The organism is Frigoribacterium sp. ACAM 257 (assembly GCF_007954365.1).
In the GTDB taxonomy this organism is placed as follows: Bacteria; Actinomycetota; Actinomycetes; order Actinomycetales; family Microbacteriaceae; genus Frigoribacterium.
Genome location: NZ_VOLO01000001.1, coordinates 1,279,213 through 1,294,777, shown reverse-complemented (window position 1 = coordinate 1,294,777; position 15,565 = coordinate 1,279,213). Strand labels below are relative to the sequence as shown.

Sequence of the window (15,565 nt, the reverse complement as noted above, 5' to 3'; positions counted from 1 at the left end):
AGCGACGTGGAAGATCACGTCGCCTTGTCGCTCTCACGTCGTCTTGCGCCTCGCTGCGGCTTCGGCCGCGGCGGTGATGAGAACGGCCTCGACGGTCGCCAGCGCGACCTCGACGGGATCGTGCTCCCAGACGCGGACGACGCGCCAGCCCGCCCGCGTCAGCTCGGCATCGTGGCGGGCGTCTCGCTGCCGGTTCGCGAGCAGCTTCGCGTGCCCTCGCCGCTGCGAGACGACGCGATGGCGACAAAGCGACGTGATGTATCGCGGCGGGTTGTCGCTTTCGCGTCGGTGCGGCGCCGGCCGCGTCCGCGGTTGGCCACCGTGGCCACCCTCAGTCGCGAGGCCTCGGCGCCACCACGAAGAACAGCACCCCGGAGACGACCACCGTCAGCACCGCGACCACGAGCAGGGGCGACGACACCCCCGACACGAAGGAGGCGCCCCCCGACGCCGACGTCACGAGACGCCCGATGAGCAGCGCCGCGGCTGCTAGGCCGGAGCCGAGCAGGGCGACACGAGCCAGGTCGTGCAGTCGGCGGGCGTCGTCCGCGGTCGTGCGCCTGCGCTGCCTCGGCACGAAGAGCACGACGGCGAGCACGGCCACGGCCAGCGGCACGACGGCCCCGAGAGTCAGGGCCAGCTGGACGATGCCGAACAGGGCGGGCACGCCCTCGGGCTGTGTGTTCACGGCGGTCCTCACGGGATCGGGGCGGGGCGGGGCGGGCATGCAGGCGGGCAGACGCGACGAGCGTCGTCGCATGACCATTGTCCCCGGTCACGGCCGGTCCTCAGCCCGTCGTGACCACCCCGGCCGCCGAGTCGTAGTGCACGGTGCGGCCGAACCCGCCCCCGACCAGGTCGACGGCGTAGACGGACCGGTCCGAGGTGACCGAGTAGACGAGCTGTGTGCCCGCGGGCAGCGTGACGAGCGCGGTGCCGTCGGGCGACGACACCCCGACCGGTCCGGGCGAGGTCGTCAGGAGGAGGTGGTCCGGCCACGGGGAGCCGGCCGGACGGATCTCGCCGAGGACGAACGCCAACGTGCCGGCGGCCCGGCTCAGCTCGAGCGCCTCGTCCTCCGCTGTCGTCGGGGCGAGCGGCTGGGCGGGGAGCACTTCCTGGCCGATGGGCTCGACGGGCGCGGCGGCGCCCTCGGCCGCTCCGCCCTCGACCGGCAGCGCACCGAGCGGGGCAGGCCCGAGGAAGGACGCGCCGGACGCCGGAAGCCAGGTCGCGAGGCTCGTGGGCAGGGCGGGCAGCGTGACGCCGAGTGGCAGCACGAGGAAAGCGACCAGGGTCCAGGCGACGGCAGCCGACCCGAGACCGCCGAGCAGGATGCCGGCTCGCGCCAGGAACCGCGGAAGGACGTTCCCGTCGAGGCCCCTCCTCAGCACCTGCACGCCCGTCACGATCGCCGTCACCCCGACCGTCGACGGGAAGAAGCCGTGGGTCGTCTGGTCGTTCGCCGGCTGCAGCAGCATCACGCCGAGCGCGAGGACGCCCGTCAGGAACGAGATCGTGGCCAGCCCGAGGGACGGCGAGCGCCTCCTCGGCAGCGACCAGGCGCCTCCTCGTGTCGTCGCGGTCGTCGTCGACGCCCACTGCGGCACACGGCGCGCGGCGGCAGGCTCGTCCGATCGCGTCGGCGACCAGTCACGTGGTCCCGGGCCCCCGAGCGGCATGTCTTCTCCCCTGCGCGGCGTCCGCGCCGGCGCCCCTCTTTCCTACCGATCGTCACCCGGCGGCGGGCAGCCCCATTTCGGGTCGAGGCACGAGGAGGAGCGGGTCGTGCCCCAGGGCTCGCTCACGGCTGGACGGCAGGAGCCGCCCAGACCACGTCGCTAGGGTCGCTCCGACGAGAGGGGGGTCGTGTGTTCGACGTCACCGGCCTGCTGGGCCTGCTGCTGATGATCGTGGGGGTCCTGTTGCTCGCGGTCGCGCTGCCGCTGATCGGGTCGTTCCTGCTCGACGGGCTCGTCCAGATCGTGCGCGGCGACGGTCTGAGGGTCTTCGGCCTCGCCGCCGTGCTGTCGCTCGTCACGGCGCTCCTGGGCGTCGCGCTGCTCGTCGGCGCCCGTCAGGTGACCGACGACACGGTCTCGCTCGGGATGCTCGAGAACGGGCTCAGCGGCCTGTTGTCGGTGCTCGTCCCCGCGATGGTGGTGCTCGCCGTGATCCAGTTCGTGCGGCGCCAGATGCGCGCGCGCCGGCAGCGCGCCGCGTAGGTCGCCGCGCGCTGCGCCTCCTGCGCTCGTGCCCGCGCGGCGCCCCGACTCCAGCGCTCGTGCCGCCCCCGCCCCCGCCCGCGTCGCGACCTCTGCTCTCGTCGGCATCAGGGGGGAGAGATACACGTAAAGGGACAAAACACCCTCGGGCCCGGAGGTGTCTTGTCCCTTTACGCGTGTTTCGTGCAGCCGCAGCCGCAGCCGCAGCCGCAGCCGCAGCCGCAGCCAGCGGCTAGTAGCGGGGCTTGCGGTCGCGGTCGGCGTCGCGACGGGGCGCGCCGCCGCTGCGACGGTCCGGCTTGATCTCGATCAGGGTGCCGCTGATGCGGGTGTCGACCAGACGGTCGAGCATGTCGCGGCTGATGTCGGAGGCGAGCTCGACGATCGAGAAGTCGGGGCGGATCTGGATCGCACCGAAGTCGTCCCGGCTGAGGCCGCCCTCGTTGGCGAGGGCACCCACGATCTGACGGGGCTCGACGCGCTGACGACGGCCGACCTCGATGCGGTAGGCGGTCATCGGCTTCGAGGTGCGGGGGCCGCGCTCGGCACGGTCGCCACGGTCGGCGCGCCCGCCACGATCGTCACGCGAGCCCGAGCTGCGGTCGTCGCGCGCCGGACGGTCGTCCCGACGGGCGGGACGCTCGTCGGCCGGGTCGAGCAGCAGGGGCGTCTCGCCCTGGGCGACGACGGCGAGGGCAGCGGCGACGTCGGCCTCGGGCACGTCGTGGTGCTCGACGTAGTGGCCGATGATGTCGCGGAACGCGCTGATCCGCGCCTCCTGGGCGAGCGCCTCCGTGATCTGGTCGTCGAAGCGCGCGAGGCGCGTGACGTTCACGTCTTCGAGGGTGGGCAGCTGCATCTGCGTCAGCGGCTGGCGCGTCGCCTTCTCGATGGCGCCGAGGAGGCGGCGCTCACGGGGGGTGACGAAGCTGATCGCCGCGCCGCTGCGTCCGGCGCGACCCGTGCGGCCGATGCGGTGCACGTACGACTCGGTGTCGATCGGGAGGTCGTAGTTGACGACGTGGGTGATGCGGTCGACGTCGAGGCCGCGGGCGGCGACGTCGGTCGCGACGAGGATGTCGAGCTTGCCGCTCTTGAGCTGGCCGACCGTGCGCTCGCGCTGGGCCTGGGCCACGTCGCCGCTGATCGCGGCGGCGGTGTAGCCGCGGGCGCGCAGCTTCTCGGCGAGGGTCTCGGTCTCGCTCTTCGTGCGGACGAAGATGATCATGCCCTCGAAGGCCTCGACCTCGAGGATGCGCGTGAGGGCGTCGACCTTCTGCGGGTACGACACCATCAGGTAGCGCTGGGTCGTGTTGACCGAGGTCGTGGTCTTGGCCTTGACCGTGATCTCTTCGGCGTCGTTCAGGTACTGCTTCGAGATGCGACGGATCTGGGGCGGCATCGTCGCGGAGAAGAGCGCGACCTGCTTGTCGTCGGGGGTGTCGGCGAGGATCGTCTCGACGTCTTCTGCGAAGCCCATCTTGAGCATCTCGTCGGCCTCGTCGAGCACGAGGTACTTGAGCTCGCTCAGGTCGAGGGTGCCCTTGGCCAGGTGGTCCATGATGCGGCCGGGCGTGCCGACGACGACGTGGACGCCGCGGCGCAGAGCGCTCAGCTGGACGCCGTAGGCCTGGCCGCCGTAGACGGGCAGCACGTGGACGCCGCGCATGCCGCTGGCGAACTGCTCGAACGCCTCGCAGACCTGCAGGGCCAGCTCGCGCGTCGGCGAGAGGACGAGGGCCTGCGGCTTCTTGGCCGAGACGTCGAGGCGGGACAGGATCGGCAGCGCGAACGCCGCCGTCTTGCCGGTGCCGGTCTGGGCCAGGCCGACGACGTCGCGTCCGCCGAGCAGGGTGGGGATGGTGGCCGCCTGGATGGCGGACGGGGTCTCGTAGCCGATCTCCTTGATCGCCTTGAGCACCTGGTCGCTGAGACCCAGGTCCGAGAAGGTCGGACCGATCTCGGGTGCATCGGCGTCGATCGTGTCGTTCTCGGTGGTGTCGCTCATCCTGCAAGGGTAGAGGACTGCGGGGGCTCCGTCAGCCGCGCGGCGCGGGCGGGTCGCCGGCGGCAGGCCCGATGATGCTGATCGGCGACGTGTCGAGGCGCTCGGACTGCACGACGACGCGCTTCACCCGACGTCGCAGCGAACGGCGCGCCCCCGGCGTGGCCAGGAGGCTGCCGAGCACCAGGCCGGCGCCGATGGCGAGCGTCGTCGACACCGAGCCGACCACGTCGAGCGCTGCGCCGCCCGTGCCCGCCATGACGTTCAGCAGGGCGGAGGCGACCGCGAGCGACGGCAGTAGCGAGCCGCAGAACGCGGGCACCGCGATGGCCGTCGCCGACACCCGCAGGCGCGCCGCGATGACGGTGCTGAGCGCCCCGAGCAGGGTGGCCACCAGGAACGTCGCGCCCAGCAGCGGCACCTCGAGCTGCTTCAGGCACCACAGGGTGACGGTGCCGACGAGCGCGACGCCGATGGCGACCGGCACGACGCGGGCGTTGGCCCCCTGCGTGACGGCGGTCGCCGACGCGGCGAAGAAGGTCGTGACGAGGAGGAGCCAGATCGGCAGGGTCCGGAGCGTGATGTCGGTCGGGTCGACCTCGATCGACAGGCCGGAGGTGAGGGCCAGCCCGCCGGGGATGCCCACGGCGATCCCCGCCACGATCAAGGCGATGATCAGCGCCCGGGACAGCGCCATCGCGCGGAAGCCCGAGATGGCGTCCTGGGCCCAGGTGACGATCGTCACGTGGGGCAGGATCAGCACCACCACGGCGGCCACCATCGCGGCGGCGCTGCCGGCGCCGACCGCGCCGGCCCAGATCGCGAGCGACCCCACGGCGGCGACGCTCGCCGACTGCAGGGCGACGATGAAGAAGTTCGGGATGCCCTTGCGGGTGAGCCAGCGCCCGAGGACCATCGCGCCGACCATCAGGACGAAGGCACCCGCCGCGCCGGCGAGCGAGCCGCCGGCCTGCAGGGAGACGGAGACGCCGAAGAGGCCCATGGCCGCGTCCGTGATCCAGGTCGGCCAGCGTGGGGGAGAGCGCAGCACCGTGACCAGCCCCTCGACCGCGCTCGTCATGTCGCGCTCGTCGTGCAGCAGCTCGTCGACGATCTGGTAGACGAGCGAGAGCCGGTGCAGGTCGCTGCCCTCGGCCGCGACGACGCGCATCTTCACGAGCGGCGGGCCCTCGACGGGCGTGTACTGCACGGTGATCGCGGTGCCCGTGATGTCGAGCTCGAGCGGGGCGAGGTTCCACTTCGTCCCGACCGCGACGATCGCGACCTCGACGGTGCGGACGTCGGCGCCCGAGGCGAGCATCACCTCCCCGAGGTCGAGGCAGAAGTCGACGATCTGACGCGGCGAGTAGAGGTCGCCGAGGTGGCCGTGGGCCGGCGTCGTGCCCTCGTAGATCGTGCCGCGCAGACGGGCGCGGACGTCGCGCATCTCCTGCGCGTCGACCCGGCGGCGGCGCACCCGTGCCGGTCGCTGGGCCGGGGACGCCTTGGCGGCGCCCTTAGCGGGGGCCTTGGCCGGCGCCCTGGGGGGCGTCTTGTAGGTGGGGATCCAGGGAGCGGAGGCACTCCGGGAGGTGCCCGGCACCTCCTGCGGGCCGCCCTCGTCGGCCGCGGCGGCTGCCTGCTCGGCCGGCCCGGGAGCGGTCGCTCGACGCGGCGGCGGGTCGTACGCCCGCGGGCCGTCGGCGAAGCCGGGCGCACCCGACCTGGTCGGCGTCCCGTCGCGGTCGGCGGGTCGGTCGGAGGCGGGGCGTTCGGACATCGGGACGAGTCTAGGCAGGCGCGCCCGGCGAGTCGCTGCGACCTTCGTCGACCGGCGCGTCCCTCGCGGTCTCGGCCTCCGCCTCCTGCGCGCGTTGCCGGGCGAACATCTGCGGGACGATGCGGAGGAACGTCCAGACGTCGCCGCGGTCGTAGCTGTCGGGCGACTCGTCGCCGCCGAGGATCGGGTACGGCACGGGCACGTAGACCTGGTCGGGGCCGAGGGGGCCGGTGCGGCGTGCGACCTCGTCGAGGTGGGGGCGGCGGAGGACGAACTCGTCGAAGCCCTCGTCGGACAGGACCATCGCGTCGAAGTGCTCCAGGGAGTCGAAGCGGCCGTAGTCCTTGAAGGCGTCGCGGAAGGGGTGCAGCACCCCGAACGTGCCCTCGCGCCGGTCGTGCAGGAACACGTGGCCCAGGTGCGAGTACCCGACGACGTCGGTGTACGAGCGGTGCAGGCCCTCCCAGCCGGGCAGGTCGCCGACGGGGCGGGGCGACGGCAGGAGGCGGTAGCCGGGCGAGCCGGGCTCGGTCGCGGGCTCGGTCTCGGACTCGGGCCCGCGCGTGACGACGGGGGCGCTCTCGGGCTCGACCGCGGTGTCCTGGGGGCTCGTCGTCGAGCGCCGGAACGGGTTCCTCATTCGCGTGAGCCTAGGGCGACCCGGCCTGCTCGTCGAGAGCTGACGAGAACTCACTGGTCGGAGCGGAGAGGCGCGGCCCCGCGCGGCGGGAATGCACGCTCGCCCTGTCGGTTGCACCACGGATGAGCTCTGCCGACATCGCCCGCCCTGCCGCTCCGACCGACCCGAGCGCCGCCGCCTCCGCCGCCTCCGCCGCCTCCGCCGCCTCCGCCGCATCCTCCGGTCCGACTGCCTCCGCGCCGCGCACCGCGCTCGTGGTCGGCGCGAGCGGGATCACCGGCACCGCGCTGGTCGAGCGCCTCACGGCGGACGGCTGGGACGTCCTCGCGCTGTCGCGCCGCGCCTCCTCGGCCCCCGGCGTCCGCGGCATCGCCGCCGACCTGCGCAGCGCCGAGAGCCTGCAGGAGGCGCTGGCCGGCGAACGCCCCACCCACGTCTTCTTCACCGCCTGGTCGCGCCAGGAGACCGAGGCCGAGAACATCGCCGTCAACGCCGGCATGGTCCGCGACCTGCTCGCCGCCCTCGCGCACGCGTCGGTGCAGCACGTCGCGCTGGTCACCGGTCTCAAGCACTACCTCGGCCCGTTCGAGGCGTACGCCGCGGGCGAGATGCCCGACACGCCGTTCCACGAGGAGGAGCCCCGCCTCGACACCCCCAACTTCTACTACGCGCAGGAGGACGAGCTCTTCGGGGCTGCCGAGCGCCAGGGCTTCACGTGGTCGGTCCACCGCTCGCACACCGTGATCGGCTACGCCGTCGGCAACGCGATGAACATGGGCCTCACCATCGCCGCGGCGGCCGCGCTGAGCCGCGAGCACGGGCTGCCGTTCGTGTTCCCGGGCAGCGAGACGCAGTGGAACTCGCTCACGGACATGACCGACGCGGGCCTTCTCGCCGACCACATGGTCTGGGCGTCGACCGATCCCGCGGGCGCGGACGAGCCGTTCAACGTCGTGAACGGCGACGTGTTCCGCTGGCGCTGGATGTGGCCGCGCCTCGCCGCGCACCTCGGCGTCGACGCCGCTCTCGTCGCCGGTCCGTCGGGTGCGCCGCAGCCGTTCGAGGTGCAGATGGCCGGACGCGAGGACGACTGGGCCGCACTCGCCGCCCGCCACGGACTGGTCGAGCCCGATCTCGCCCGGGTCGCGTCGTGGTGGCACACCGACGCCGACCTCGGCCGCGAGATGGAGGTCGTCACCGACATGGGCAAGAGCCGCGAGGCCGGGTTCGTCGGGTTCCGCCGCACGGAGCGGGCCTTCACGGAGCTGTTCGACCGGTACCGCGCGGCGCGCCTGGTGCCGTAGGGCAGCCGCCGGGAGGGAGGCGCGGGTCGCGAGCTAGGGGAGGCGCGGGTCGTCGGCCGGACCGTCCGACGCGTCGTCGACGCGGGGCGCACCCTCCGCGAGGGGCACGTCGTCCGCGTGGGCGAGGATCGACTGGGCCGTCGCGCCGAGGACCACCGTGGCGTCGACGCCACGCGCTTCCGCGAGGGCGGCGCTGAGGCCGGCCGCCAAGCTGCCTCCGGCGGCTCCGAGGGTCGAGACGACCGCCTCCTGCCGTTCGGTCAGCGGCTCGTCCGCCTGATCGGCGACGACCTCGCGCAGGTTGTCGTCGCTGGCGTCGAGCGCCTCGTCGTCGCCCTGCGTGATGGCGGCGGCCTGGGACACGATCGCGAGTGCGAGCTCTGCGGCGTCGCGCTCGGGCGTGCGGTCGGTCGGTGTCGTGTCGTCCATGCGGCGACCGTACGCCGCACTCGCGAGCGATCGTCAGCCAGCTCGGAGGCAGCGCGCCTCAGGCCTCGAGCAGGCCTCGGATGTCGTCCGCGGTGAGCGACGAGCTGAAGACGGCGTCGTCGTCCACGACCGCGTCGAAGAGGGCGGCCTTCTTGCGGCTGAGAGCGAGGACCTTCTCCTCGATGGTGTCGTTCGCGATCATCCGGTAGACCATCACGTGCTTGGTCTGGCCTATGCGGTGAGCGCGGTCGACGGCCTGTGACTCGGCGGCAGGGTTCCACCACGGGTCGAGCACGAAGACGTAGTCGGCCTCGGTCAGGTTGAGGCCGACCCCGCCGGCCTTGAGGCTGATGAGGAACACCGGCGACTCACCCGAGCGGAACCGCTCGATCACCTCGGCCCGTTTTCTCGTCGACCCGTCGAGGTACTCGTGCGCGAGCCCGCGCTCGGCGAGCCGGTCGGCGACCCTCGACAGGAACGACGTGAACTGGCTGAACACGAGCGCGCGATGCCCTCCGGCGACGACGTCGTCGATCTCGTCGAGCAGCTGATCGAGCTTCGCCGAGGGCACGTCGTCGTACACGGGGTCGATCAGGACGGCGTCGAGTGCGAGCATCCGCAGCAGGGTCAGCGACCGGAACACGATGAACCGGTTGCGGTCGAGGTCGTCGATGAGGTCGAGCAGCTTGAGACGCTCGCGCTGCAGGAACGCGTCGTACAGCTCGCGGTGCGCCGGCGCGAGGTCGACACGGAGCACCTGCTCCTGCTTCTCAGGCAGCTCGGGCGCCACGAGCTCCTTGGTGCGCCTCAGCAACAGCGGCCGGATCCGGCGGCGCAGCGCCTGCAGCAGCTCCGGGCGCTCACCCGTCGCGATCGGCTTCAGCCACTCGTCCGAGAACCGGACGCTCGTGGAGAGCAGCCCGGGCGCGACGATGCGGAACAGCGCCCAGAGATCCATCAGGCCGTTCTCGAGGGGCGTGCCCGTGATGGCGATCGTGACGGGCGCCCCCAGCTCGACGGCGCAGCGGTGCGCCTGAGACTGCGGGTTCTTCACGTACTGGGCCTCGTCGAGCACCAGGGCCGCCCACGAGTGCGCCGAGTACTGCGCGAAGTCGAGACGGAACAACGCGTAGGAGGTGACGATCACGTCGGCCTCGGCCGCCGCCTCCCGCAGGCCCCCTCGGCTCTTCGCCTCGGTCTCGGTGATCGTCCGTACCCGGAGGCCCGGCGTGAACCGAGCCGCCTCGGACGCCCAGCCGGAGACGACGGAGGTGGGGGCGACGACGAGGAACGGGGCGTGCAGGCGCGTGCCGGGGGAGTCGGCGCCGGGGGAGTCGGCGCCGGGCGAGTCGGCGCCGGGCGAGCCGGCGCTCGCCGCCTCGGTCTCGCGGCTCTGCCTTTCTCGGACGTGCGCGAACAACGCGAGCGTCTGCAACGTCTTGCCGAGCCCCATGTCGTCGGCGAGGACTCCGCCGAGCCCGTGCTCGTACAGGAACGCCAGCCAGCGGAAGCCCTCGAGCTGGTACGGCCGCAGGGTCGCCGTCACTGAGGCGGGCACGGTGGCCGAGGACGCCGTGGCGAGGGCGGCAGCCCCGGCGTCGCCGTCGGCAGCGTCGGCCAACGCGAGCAGACCGCCCACCGTCCGCCGCCAGCTCTCAGCCTGCACCGTCGCGTCGGCGAGGTCGTCGAACTCGGCCCAGAGCCCAGCCTGGTATCGGCTGATGCGGGGCGTCTCGACCTCCCACTCGTCGAGCGAGGTCGCTTCGTCGATCAGCCGCTTGAGCTCGTCGAAGGCCGGGTGGGTCAGCGACAGGTACGACTTGTCGACGAGCAGCATCTTGCGCTGCCGCTTGGCCAGCGCCGTCAGCAGCGGGACGAACGGCACCGTCCGGCCCTCGATCGTGACGAGCACGCCGAGGTCGAACCAGTCGCGCTTGTCGGTCTCGATCGTCGTCACGGTCAGGTGCGGCGCCTCCGTGAGCTCGCGGTAGTCGGGGCGCTCCCCGACGACGTCGACGCGGACGTCGCGCCGCGCCTCGAGGTCGGGAAGTCGGGCATGGGCGAACTCCGCCGCCGCGACCCCGCGCAGCCGCGTTCCCCGCGCGGGGACGCCCCACGACTCGACGTCGGGCACGACGACCCCGGGCGCCGGCGAGGCCGAGCCGAGGGGCACGACGCGGCCCGCGACGTCCCAGTGCCAGGCGAGGGCGAGGCTGTCGCCCGTGCCGAACGTGGCCGTCAGCACGAGCTGCGGCGGCAGCACCTCGGGGAACACGACCGAGTCGTCGCTGCTCGTCACCGCCACGGCCTGCTGCAGAGACGGGTAGAAGTCGCGGAGGAACTCGTCCGCGTCGTCGGCGGGCACGACGAGCTCGCGCGCCGTCGACAGCAGCCGCCGCTGCTCGTCGCCGATCGGCACCGGTGTCGGCGCGAGGACGATCGAGAGCGACGGGTCGGGCGTCACGAGGTACACGCCGTGATCAGCCACGGTCCCGGTCTCGTCGCCGGTGCGCAGCGCGCCGTCGACCGTCACGCCCGCCGCGAGGACGAGGCCCCCGTCGGCGTCGCGGCGCGCGTCGACCGCGACCCGTGCGCTCCCGGCGACGGTGACGTCGGTGCTGCGCTTGCCGGTGACCAGCGCGATCCCGAGCCGATCCGCCTCGGCGAGCAGGGGCCAGAGCAGCGGGCTGGAGAAATCGTCGAGCACCAGCCAGTCGCTCTCGCCCGGCACGTACGCCGCGTGCACCGAGCGGTGCAGGGCCGCGAACTGGCCGAACCAGGCGTGCACGTCGGCCGCGATCTGCAGGCGGTTCATCTGGTAGGGCAGCGACGTCCACGTGAGGTCGCCCCGCACCCAGTTTCCCGTGCGGCTGAGGGTGACCGGGCGCACCCCGAGACGCCAGGAGGCGCCCCCCGGCCCGCCGAGGGACGCGCCCGTCACCAGCCCGCCCCCGCCGAGCCCGCCCCCGCCCAGGCCGCCCGACGCCCGGTCGTGCGGGTCGACGAGCGGCGCCGGCGCCGGTGCGTCCCATCGGCTGCGCGACGGCCGTGCGCGCGGGCGTCGCTCGAAGAGCAGCCCCATCCGCGTCGTCCTGGCGTCGACGGGTCGAGGCGGGTCGGTGAGCTGCGTCAGGCGGGACCGCCAGTCGGCCGGGGACCCGGGCTCGGCGGACGGGGCAGCGGCGGGACCGGCAGGGGCGGAACCGGAGGAGGCGGCCGTCTCGTCGTCGCCGGCGCCCCCGGTCGCCCAGCCCGCGCCTCCTGCGCTCGAGGCCGTGTGCACGAGCCCCGCGCCCGGCGACAGGACGCGCGCGTTGTTCGCCAGGAGGGCCGCGGCGACGTGCTTGCAGTCGCCGCCGAGCGGGCAGCTGCACTCGCTGCTCGTGGGGCGTCCGTGCTCGCCGCGACCCGGCGCGAGCACGACCCGGCACCGGTAGGGGGCGGCGACGCTGCCCCGCACCTCGGCCGAGAGCGCCTGCCCCTCGACGTCCCACGAGGTGGAGAGGACGTGGTCGTCTCGCGCGTACTCTTTCGCACGCGAGAACGCGCGCGGCCCGACGAGCCGGATGACGTCGACGGCGTCGACCAGGGGCGCGGGTGCACCGGGCTCCGGGGACGAGGTCATGGCCCCATGCTGTCAGGTGCCGCCGACATCGACGACGGCCTCGACGGCCTCGCCGTCGCCGTCGCCCGCGCGGTCCGACGGCGCATCGTGCCCGCCGTGCCCGCCGTTCCCGTCGACCTCCGGCTGGTGCCACACTTGTCTCGCGCATCGGGCCGTCGTCGCTCCGGGGCGCTCCGAACGCCTCTGACCGACACCTCCTCGAAGGATCTGTGCATGGCCTCCACCCTCCCGCGCGACGCGTCACGTCTCGGCGAGCTCGACGCGCTCCTCTTCGACCTCGACGGCGTCCTCACGCCGACGGCCGAGGTGCACATGCGCGCCTGGTCCCGACTGTTCAACGACTATTTCGACGCGCACGGGCTCGCCCCGTACACGGACGCCGACTACTTCGAGCACGTCGACGGCCGCCCGCGCTACGACGGCGTCCGCGCGATGCTCGCCGCGCGCGGGGTCGTGCTGCCCGAGGGCGCGGACGACGACAGTGCCGACACCGAGACGGTGCGCGGTCTCGGCAACCGCAAGAACGCCGTCTTCGCGGCCGAGCTGGACGAGAACGGCGTCGAGCCGTACCCGGGCAGCGTCGAGTTCCTCGACCGTGCGATCGCCCTGGGCGTGAAGGTCGCCGTCGTGTCGAGCTCGCGCAACGCCGTGCCCGTGCTCGTGGCGGCGGGGCTGCGCGACCGCTTCGACGTGATCGTCGACGGTGCGGTGGCAGCCGCCGAGGGCATCGTCGGCAAGCCCGCTCCCGACACCTACCTCGAGGGCGCCCGCCGCCTCGGCCTGACGGCTGCCGACTGCGTCGTCGTCGAGGACGCGACCAGCGGGGTCGAGGCCGGTCGCGCCGGCTCGTTCGGCCTCGTGCTCGGCGTCGACCGCGGCACAGGCCGAGACGCCCTGCTCCGTTCGGGCGCTGACGTGGTCGTCGACGACCTGCGGGAGGTGGTCGCCGCGCTCGGCTCGGCCCGCGCCTCCTCGACGCCCGACCCGGCCCGCACGACCCCCACCAGCAGCACCGAGACCGCAGAGGCCCAGCCGTGAACCACATCACCTCCGACCCGCTCGATCGCAGCCGGTTCCCCGTCGACGAGTGGGCCCTCGTCGAGGACGAGTACAGCCAGGGCGACGAGGGCGTCACCGAGACGATCTTCGCCCTCGGCAACGGCTACCTGGGCCTCCGCGGCAACCCCGACGAGGGCCGCGGCGGCCACTCGTTCGGCACCTACGTGAACGGGTTCCACGAGACGTGGCCGATCCGTCACGCGGAAGAGGCGTTCGGGTTCGCCCGAGTCGGCCAGACGATCGTCAACGTGCCCGACGCCAAGGTGATCCGGCTCTACGTCGACGACGAGCCGTTCGTGCTCTTCGAGGCCGACATCCTGCGGCACTGCCGGCGGCTGGACTTCCAGGACGGCGTGCTCAGCCGCGAGGTCGAGTGGCGGACCCCCTCGGGCAAGCGCGTGCTCGTCACGAGCCGTCGCCTCGTCAGCCTCGAGGACCGCCACCTGGCGATCATCGAGTACGAGGTCACCGTGCTCGACGCCGACGCGTCGCTGCTCATCTCGAGCCAGATCCTGAACCGGCAGGACATGGGCGACGAGTACCACGCCGGCATGCGCGCGGCGGCCGACGCCTTCGACCCGCGCCGCGCCGAGGCCTTCGAGGACAGGGTGCTGCAGCCGGTGCTGGCCCGCAACGGCGGCGCCCGCGCCGTGCTCGGGTACCGCACGACCAACTCGGGCATGACCATCGCGGTCGGCGCCGACCACGTGATGGAGACCGAGAACGAGTGGGACGAGTCGTCGTCCATCGACGACGACCTGTCGAAGCACGTGTACCGGGTGCGCGCCAAGGCGGGCGTGTCCGTGCGGATGACCAAGACGGTGACATACCACACGAGCCGCGGCGTGCCCCCGCGCGAGCTCGCCGACCGCTGCGACCGGACCCTCGACCGCGCCGCGGAGGAGCCGCCGCAGGCCATGTTCGACAAGCAGCGGACCTGGCTCGACGACTACTGGGCCCGCACCGACGTCGTCGTGGGCGGCCAGCCGGAGATCCAGCAGGCCGTCCGCTGGAACCTCTTCCAGCTGGCCCAGGCCACGGCCCGCACCGACGGCCAGGGCATCGCCGCGAAGGGCGTCACCGGGTCCGGCTACGGCGGCCACTACTTCTGGGACACCGAGATCTACGTGCTCCCTTTCCTCACCTACACGGCTCCGAACGTCGCGCGGAACGCCCTGCGCTTCCGCCTCGGCATGCTCGACGCGGCCCGTGACCGCGCCGTCGAGCTGAACCAGCGCGGCGCGCTCTTCCCGTGGCGCACCATCAACGGCCTCGAGTCGTCCGCCTACTACGCGGCGGGCACGGCGCAGTACCACATCGACGCCGACATCAGCCATGCGCTCAGCCAGTACGTGCAGGCCACCGGCGACCTCGACTTCATGGAGCGCGGCGGCGTCGACATCCTCGTCGAGACCGCCCGGCTCTGGGCCGACCTCGGCTTCTGGCGCTCGAACGGCGACCAGCGGTTCCACATCGACGGCGTCACGGGCCCCGACGAGTACACGACCGTCGTCGACGACAACCTGTACACGAACGTCATGGCGCGGGCGAACCTCCGCGCCGCCGTGCGGTACGTCGCGAAGCTCGCCGAGGAGTCGCCGGTCGCGTACGAACGGATGGTCACGCGCCTGGGGCTCGGCGAGGAGGAGGTCACCGGCTGGCGCCTCGCGGCCGAGGCCATGGAGATCCCCTACGACGAGCACCGCGGCATCCACCCTCAGGACGCGCAGTTCCTCGACAAGGAGCTGTGGGACCTCGACGCCACCCCTGCCAACAAGCGCCCGCTGCTGCTGCACTACCACCCCCTGGTCATCTACCGGTTCCAGGTGCTCAAGCAGGCCGACGTCGTGCTGGCGCTGTTCCTCCAGGGCGACGAGTTCACGGCCGAGCAGAAGCTGCGCGACTTCGAGTACTACGACGCCCTCACGACGGGCGACTCGACCCTGTCGGGCGTCGTGCAGTCGATCATCGCGGCCGAGGTGGGCCACCACCAGCTGTCGATGCAGTACTTCCTGTCGTCGCTCTACGTCGACCTCGCCGATCTGCACCGCAACACCGCCGACGGCGTGCACGTCGCGTCGGCCGGCGGCATCTGGAGCGCGCTGGTCAACGGCTACGGCGGCATGCGCGACTACCTCGGCGGCGTCAGCTTCGACCCGCGCCTGCCCGCCGACTGGGAGGAGCTCACGTTCCGGCTCACCGTCAAGGGCAGCCGGCTCCGCGTCGACCTGGCCCTCGACGAGATCGTCTTCACGATCGAGGACGGCGACGGCCTCACGGTCAGCGTGCGGGGCGAGAGCGTCGAGGTGCCGACGGACCGGCCGGTGCGCGTCGCACTCGACGACCAGGGGCCGCGCATCACGACGAAGGTCCCGACGACGAGCGACCTCCGCGGGCTGGTCCGGGCCGACGGATCGGTCATCACCGCGTCCATCCCGACGATCAGCATCGACCGGCACGACGAAGACGAGGCTTCGGCCTAGCCGTCAGCGTCCTCG

Annotated in this window: 11 protein-coding genes; 4 read left to right on the top strand and 7 right to left on the bottom strand. The window is 72.9% G+C overall.

The features are described 5' to 3' along the window. Window positions 1-331 precede the first annotated feature (331 nt). Window positions 332-688: a hypothetical protein gene (locus tag ES689_RS05985; protein WP_146901414.1), complete on the bottom strand. Its 357-nt coding sequence runs from the start codon at window positions 686-688 to the stop codon at window positions 332-334. A 100-nt stretch (window positions 689-788) separates the two neighbouring features. Next, complete coding sequence (locus ES689_RS05980) at window positions 789-1,682, bottom strand: hypothetical protein (protein ID WP_146901411.1); 894 nt, start codon at window positions 1,680-1,682, stop codon at window positions 789-791. A gap of 189 nt (window positions 1,683-1,871) precedes the next feature. Here ES689_RS05980 and ES689_RS05975 point away from each other — a divergent pair, with 189 nt between their 5' ends. Next, entirely contained in the window at window positions 1,872-2,225 is a 354-nt protein-coding gene (locus tag ES689_RS05975) for a hypothetical protein (RefSeq protein ID WP_146901409.1), read from the top strand. Between the two features lie 232 nt (window positions 2,226-2,457). On the opposite strand, the gene ES689_RS05970 is transcribed toward ES689_RS05975, so the two are convergent. From ES689_RS05970 to ES689_RS05960, 3 genes are read right to left on the bottom strand one after another with little or no spacing between them, the layout of a single operon-like run. Then, window positions 2,458-4,233: a DEAD/DEAH box helicase gene (locus ES689_RS05970; RefSeq protein ID WP_146901406.1), complete on the bottom strand. Its 1,776-nt coding sequence runs from the start codon at window positions 4,231-4,233 to the stop codon at window positions 2,458-2,460. A gap of 31 nt (window positions 4,234-4,264) precedes the next feature. Continuing rightward, complete coding sequence (locus ES689_RS05965) at window positions 4,265-6,010, bottom strand: threonine/serine exporter ThrE family protein (protein ID WP_223269408.1); 1,746 nt, start codon at window positions 6,008-6,010, stop codon at window positions 4,265-4,267. 10 nt (window positions 6,011-6,020) lie between these two features. Further along, window positions 6,021-6,650: a T6SS immunity protein Tdi1 domain-containing protein gene (locus ES689_RS05960; protein WP_146901403.1), complete on the bottom strand. Its 630-nt coding sequence runs from the start codon at window positions 6,648-6,650 to the stop codon at window positions 6,021-6,023. A 122-nt stretch (window positions 6,651-6,772) separates the two neighbouring features. Between ES689_RS05960 and ES689_RS05955 the strand changes: the two genes are divergently transcribed. Then, complete coding sequence (locus ES689_RS05955) at window positions 6,773-7,954, top strand: SDR family oxidoreductase (protein WP_146901400.1); 1,182 nt, start codon at window positions 6,773-6,775, stop codon at window positions 7,952-7,954. A 33-nt stretch (window positions 7,955-7,987) separates the two neighbouring features. Here ES689_RS05955 and ES689_RS05950 read toward each other — a convergent pair whose 3' ends face one another. Together ES689_RS05950 and ES689_RS05945 are read right to left on the bottom strand one after the other, a co-directional pair. After that, window positions 7,988-8,383 (bottom strand): hypothetical protein, encoded by a 396-nt coding sequence (locus ES689_RS05950; protein WP_146901397.1) that lies wholly within the window; start codon window positions 8,381-8,383, stop codon window positions 7,988-7,990. Window positions 8,384-8,441: 58 nt separating this feature from the next. Further along, window positions 8,442-12,008 carry a DEAD/DEAH box helicase gene (locus ES689_RS05945; protein WP_146901394.1) on the bottom strand — a complete coding sequence of 1,189 codons (3,567 nt, stop codon included), beginning with the start codon at window positions 12,006-12,008 and terminating at the stop codon, window positions 8,442-8,444. 213 nt (window positions 12,009-12,221) lie between these two features. Here ES689_RS05945 and ES689_RS05940 point away from each other — a divergent pair, with 213 nt between their 5' ends. Next, the gene (locus ES689_RS05940) at window positions 12,222-13,046 is read left to right on the top strand and encodes an HAD family phosphatase (RefSeq protein ID WP_146901391.1); all 825 of its coding nucleotides are present in this window, start codon (window positions 12,222-12,224) and stop codon (window positions 13,044-13,046) included. After that, window positions 13,043-15,550, top strand: coding sequence for a glycoside hydrolase family 65 protein (locus tag ES689_RS05935; protein WP_146901389.1), 2,508 nt, complete (start codon window positions 13,043-13,045; stop codon window positions 15,548-15,550). Before ES689_RS05940 ends, ES689_RS05935 begins: the two co-directional genes overlap by 4 nt. Window positions 15,551-15,565 lie beyond the last annotated feature (15 nt).

Bases quoted from the DNA above. Each gene is read 5' to 3' on its own strand.
- ES689_RS05945 (WP_146901394.1), bottom strand. From the start codon at position 12,008: ATGACCTCGTCCCCGGAGCCCGGTGCACCCGCGCCCCTGGTCGACGCC.
- ES689_RS05960 (WP_146901403.1), bottom strand. From the start codon at position 6,650: ATGAGGAACCCGTTCCGGCGCTCGACGACGAGCCCCCAGGACACCGCG.
- ES689_RS05965 (WP_223269408.1), bottom strand. From the start codon at position 6,010: ATGTCCGAACGCCCCGCCTCCGACCGACCCGCCGACCGCGACGGGACG.
- ES689_RS05980 (WP_146901411.1), bottom strand. From the start codon at position 1,682: ATGCCGCTCGGGGGCCCGGGACCACGTGACTGGTCGCCGACGCGATCG.
- ES689_RS05970 (WP_146901406.1), bottom strand. From the start codon at position 4,233: ATGAGCGACACCACCGAGAACGACACGATCGACGCCGATGCACCCGAG.
- ES689_RS05955 (WP_146901400.1), top strand. From the start codon at position 6,773: ATGAGCTCTGCCGACATCGCCCGCCCTGCCGCTCCGACCGACCCGAGC.
- ES689_RS05940 (WP_146901391.1), top strand. From the start codon at position 12,222: ATGGCCTCCACCCTCCCGCGCGACGCGTCACGTCTCGGCGAGCTCGAC.
- ES689_RS05950 (WP_146901397.1), bottom strand. From the start codon at position 8,383: ATGGACGACACGACACCGACCGACCGCACGCCCGAGCGCGACGCCGCA.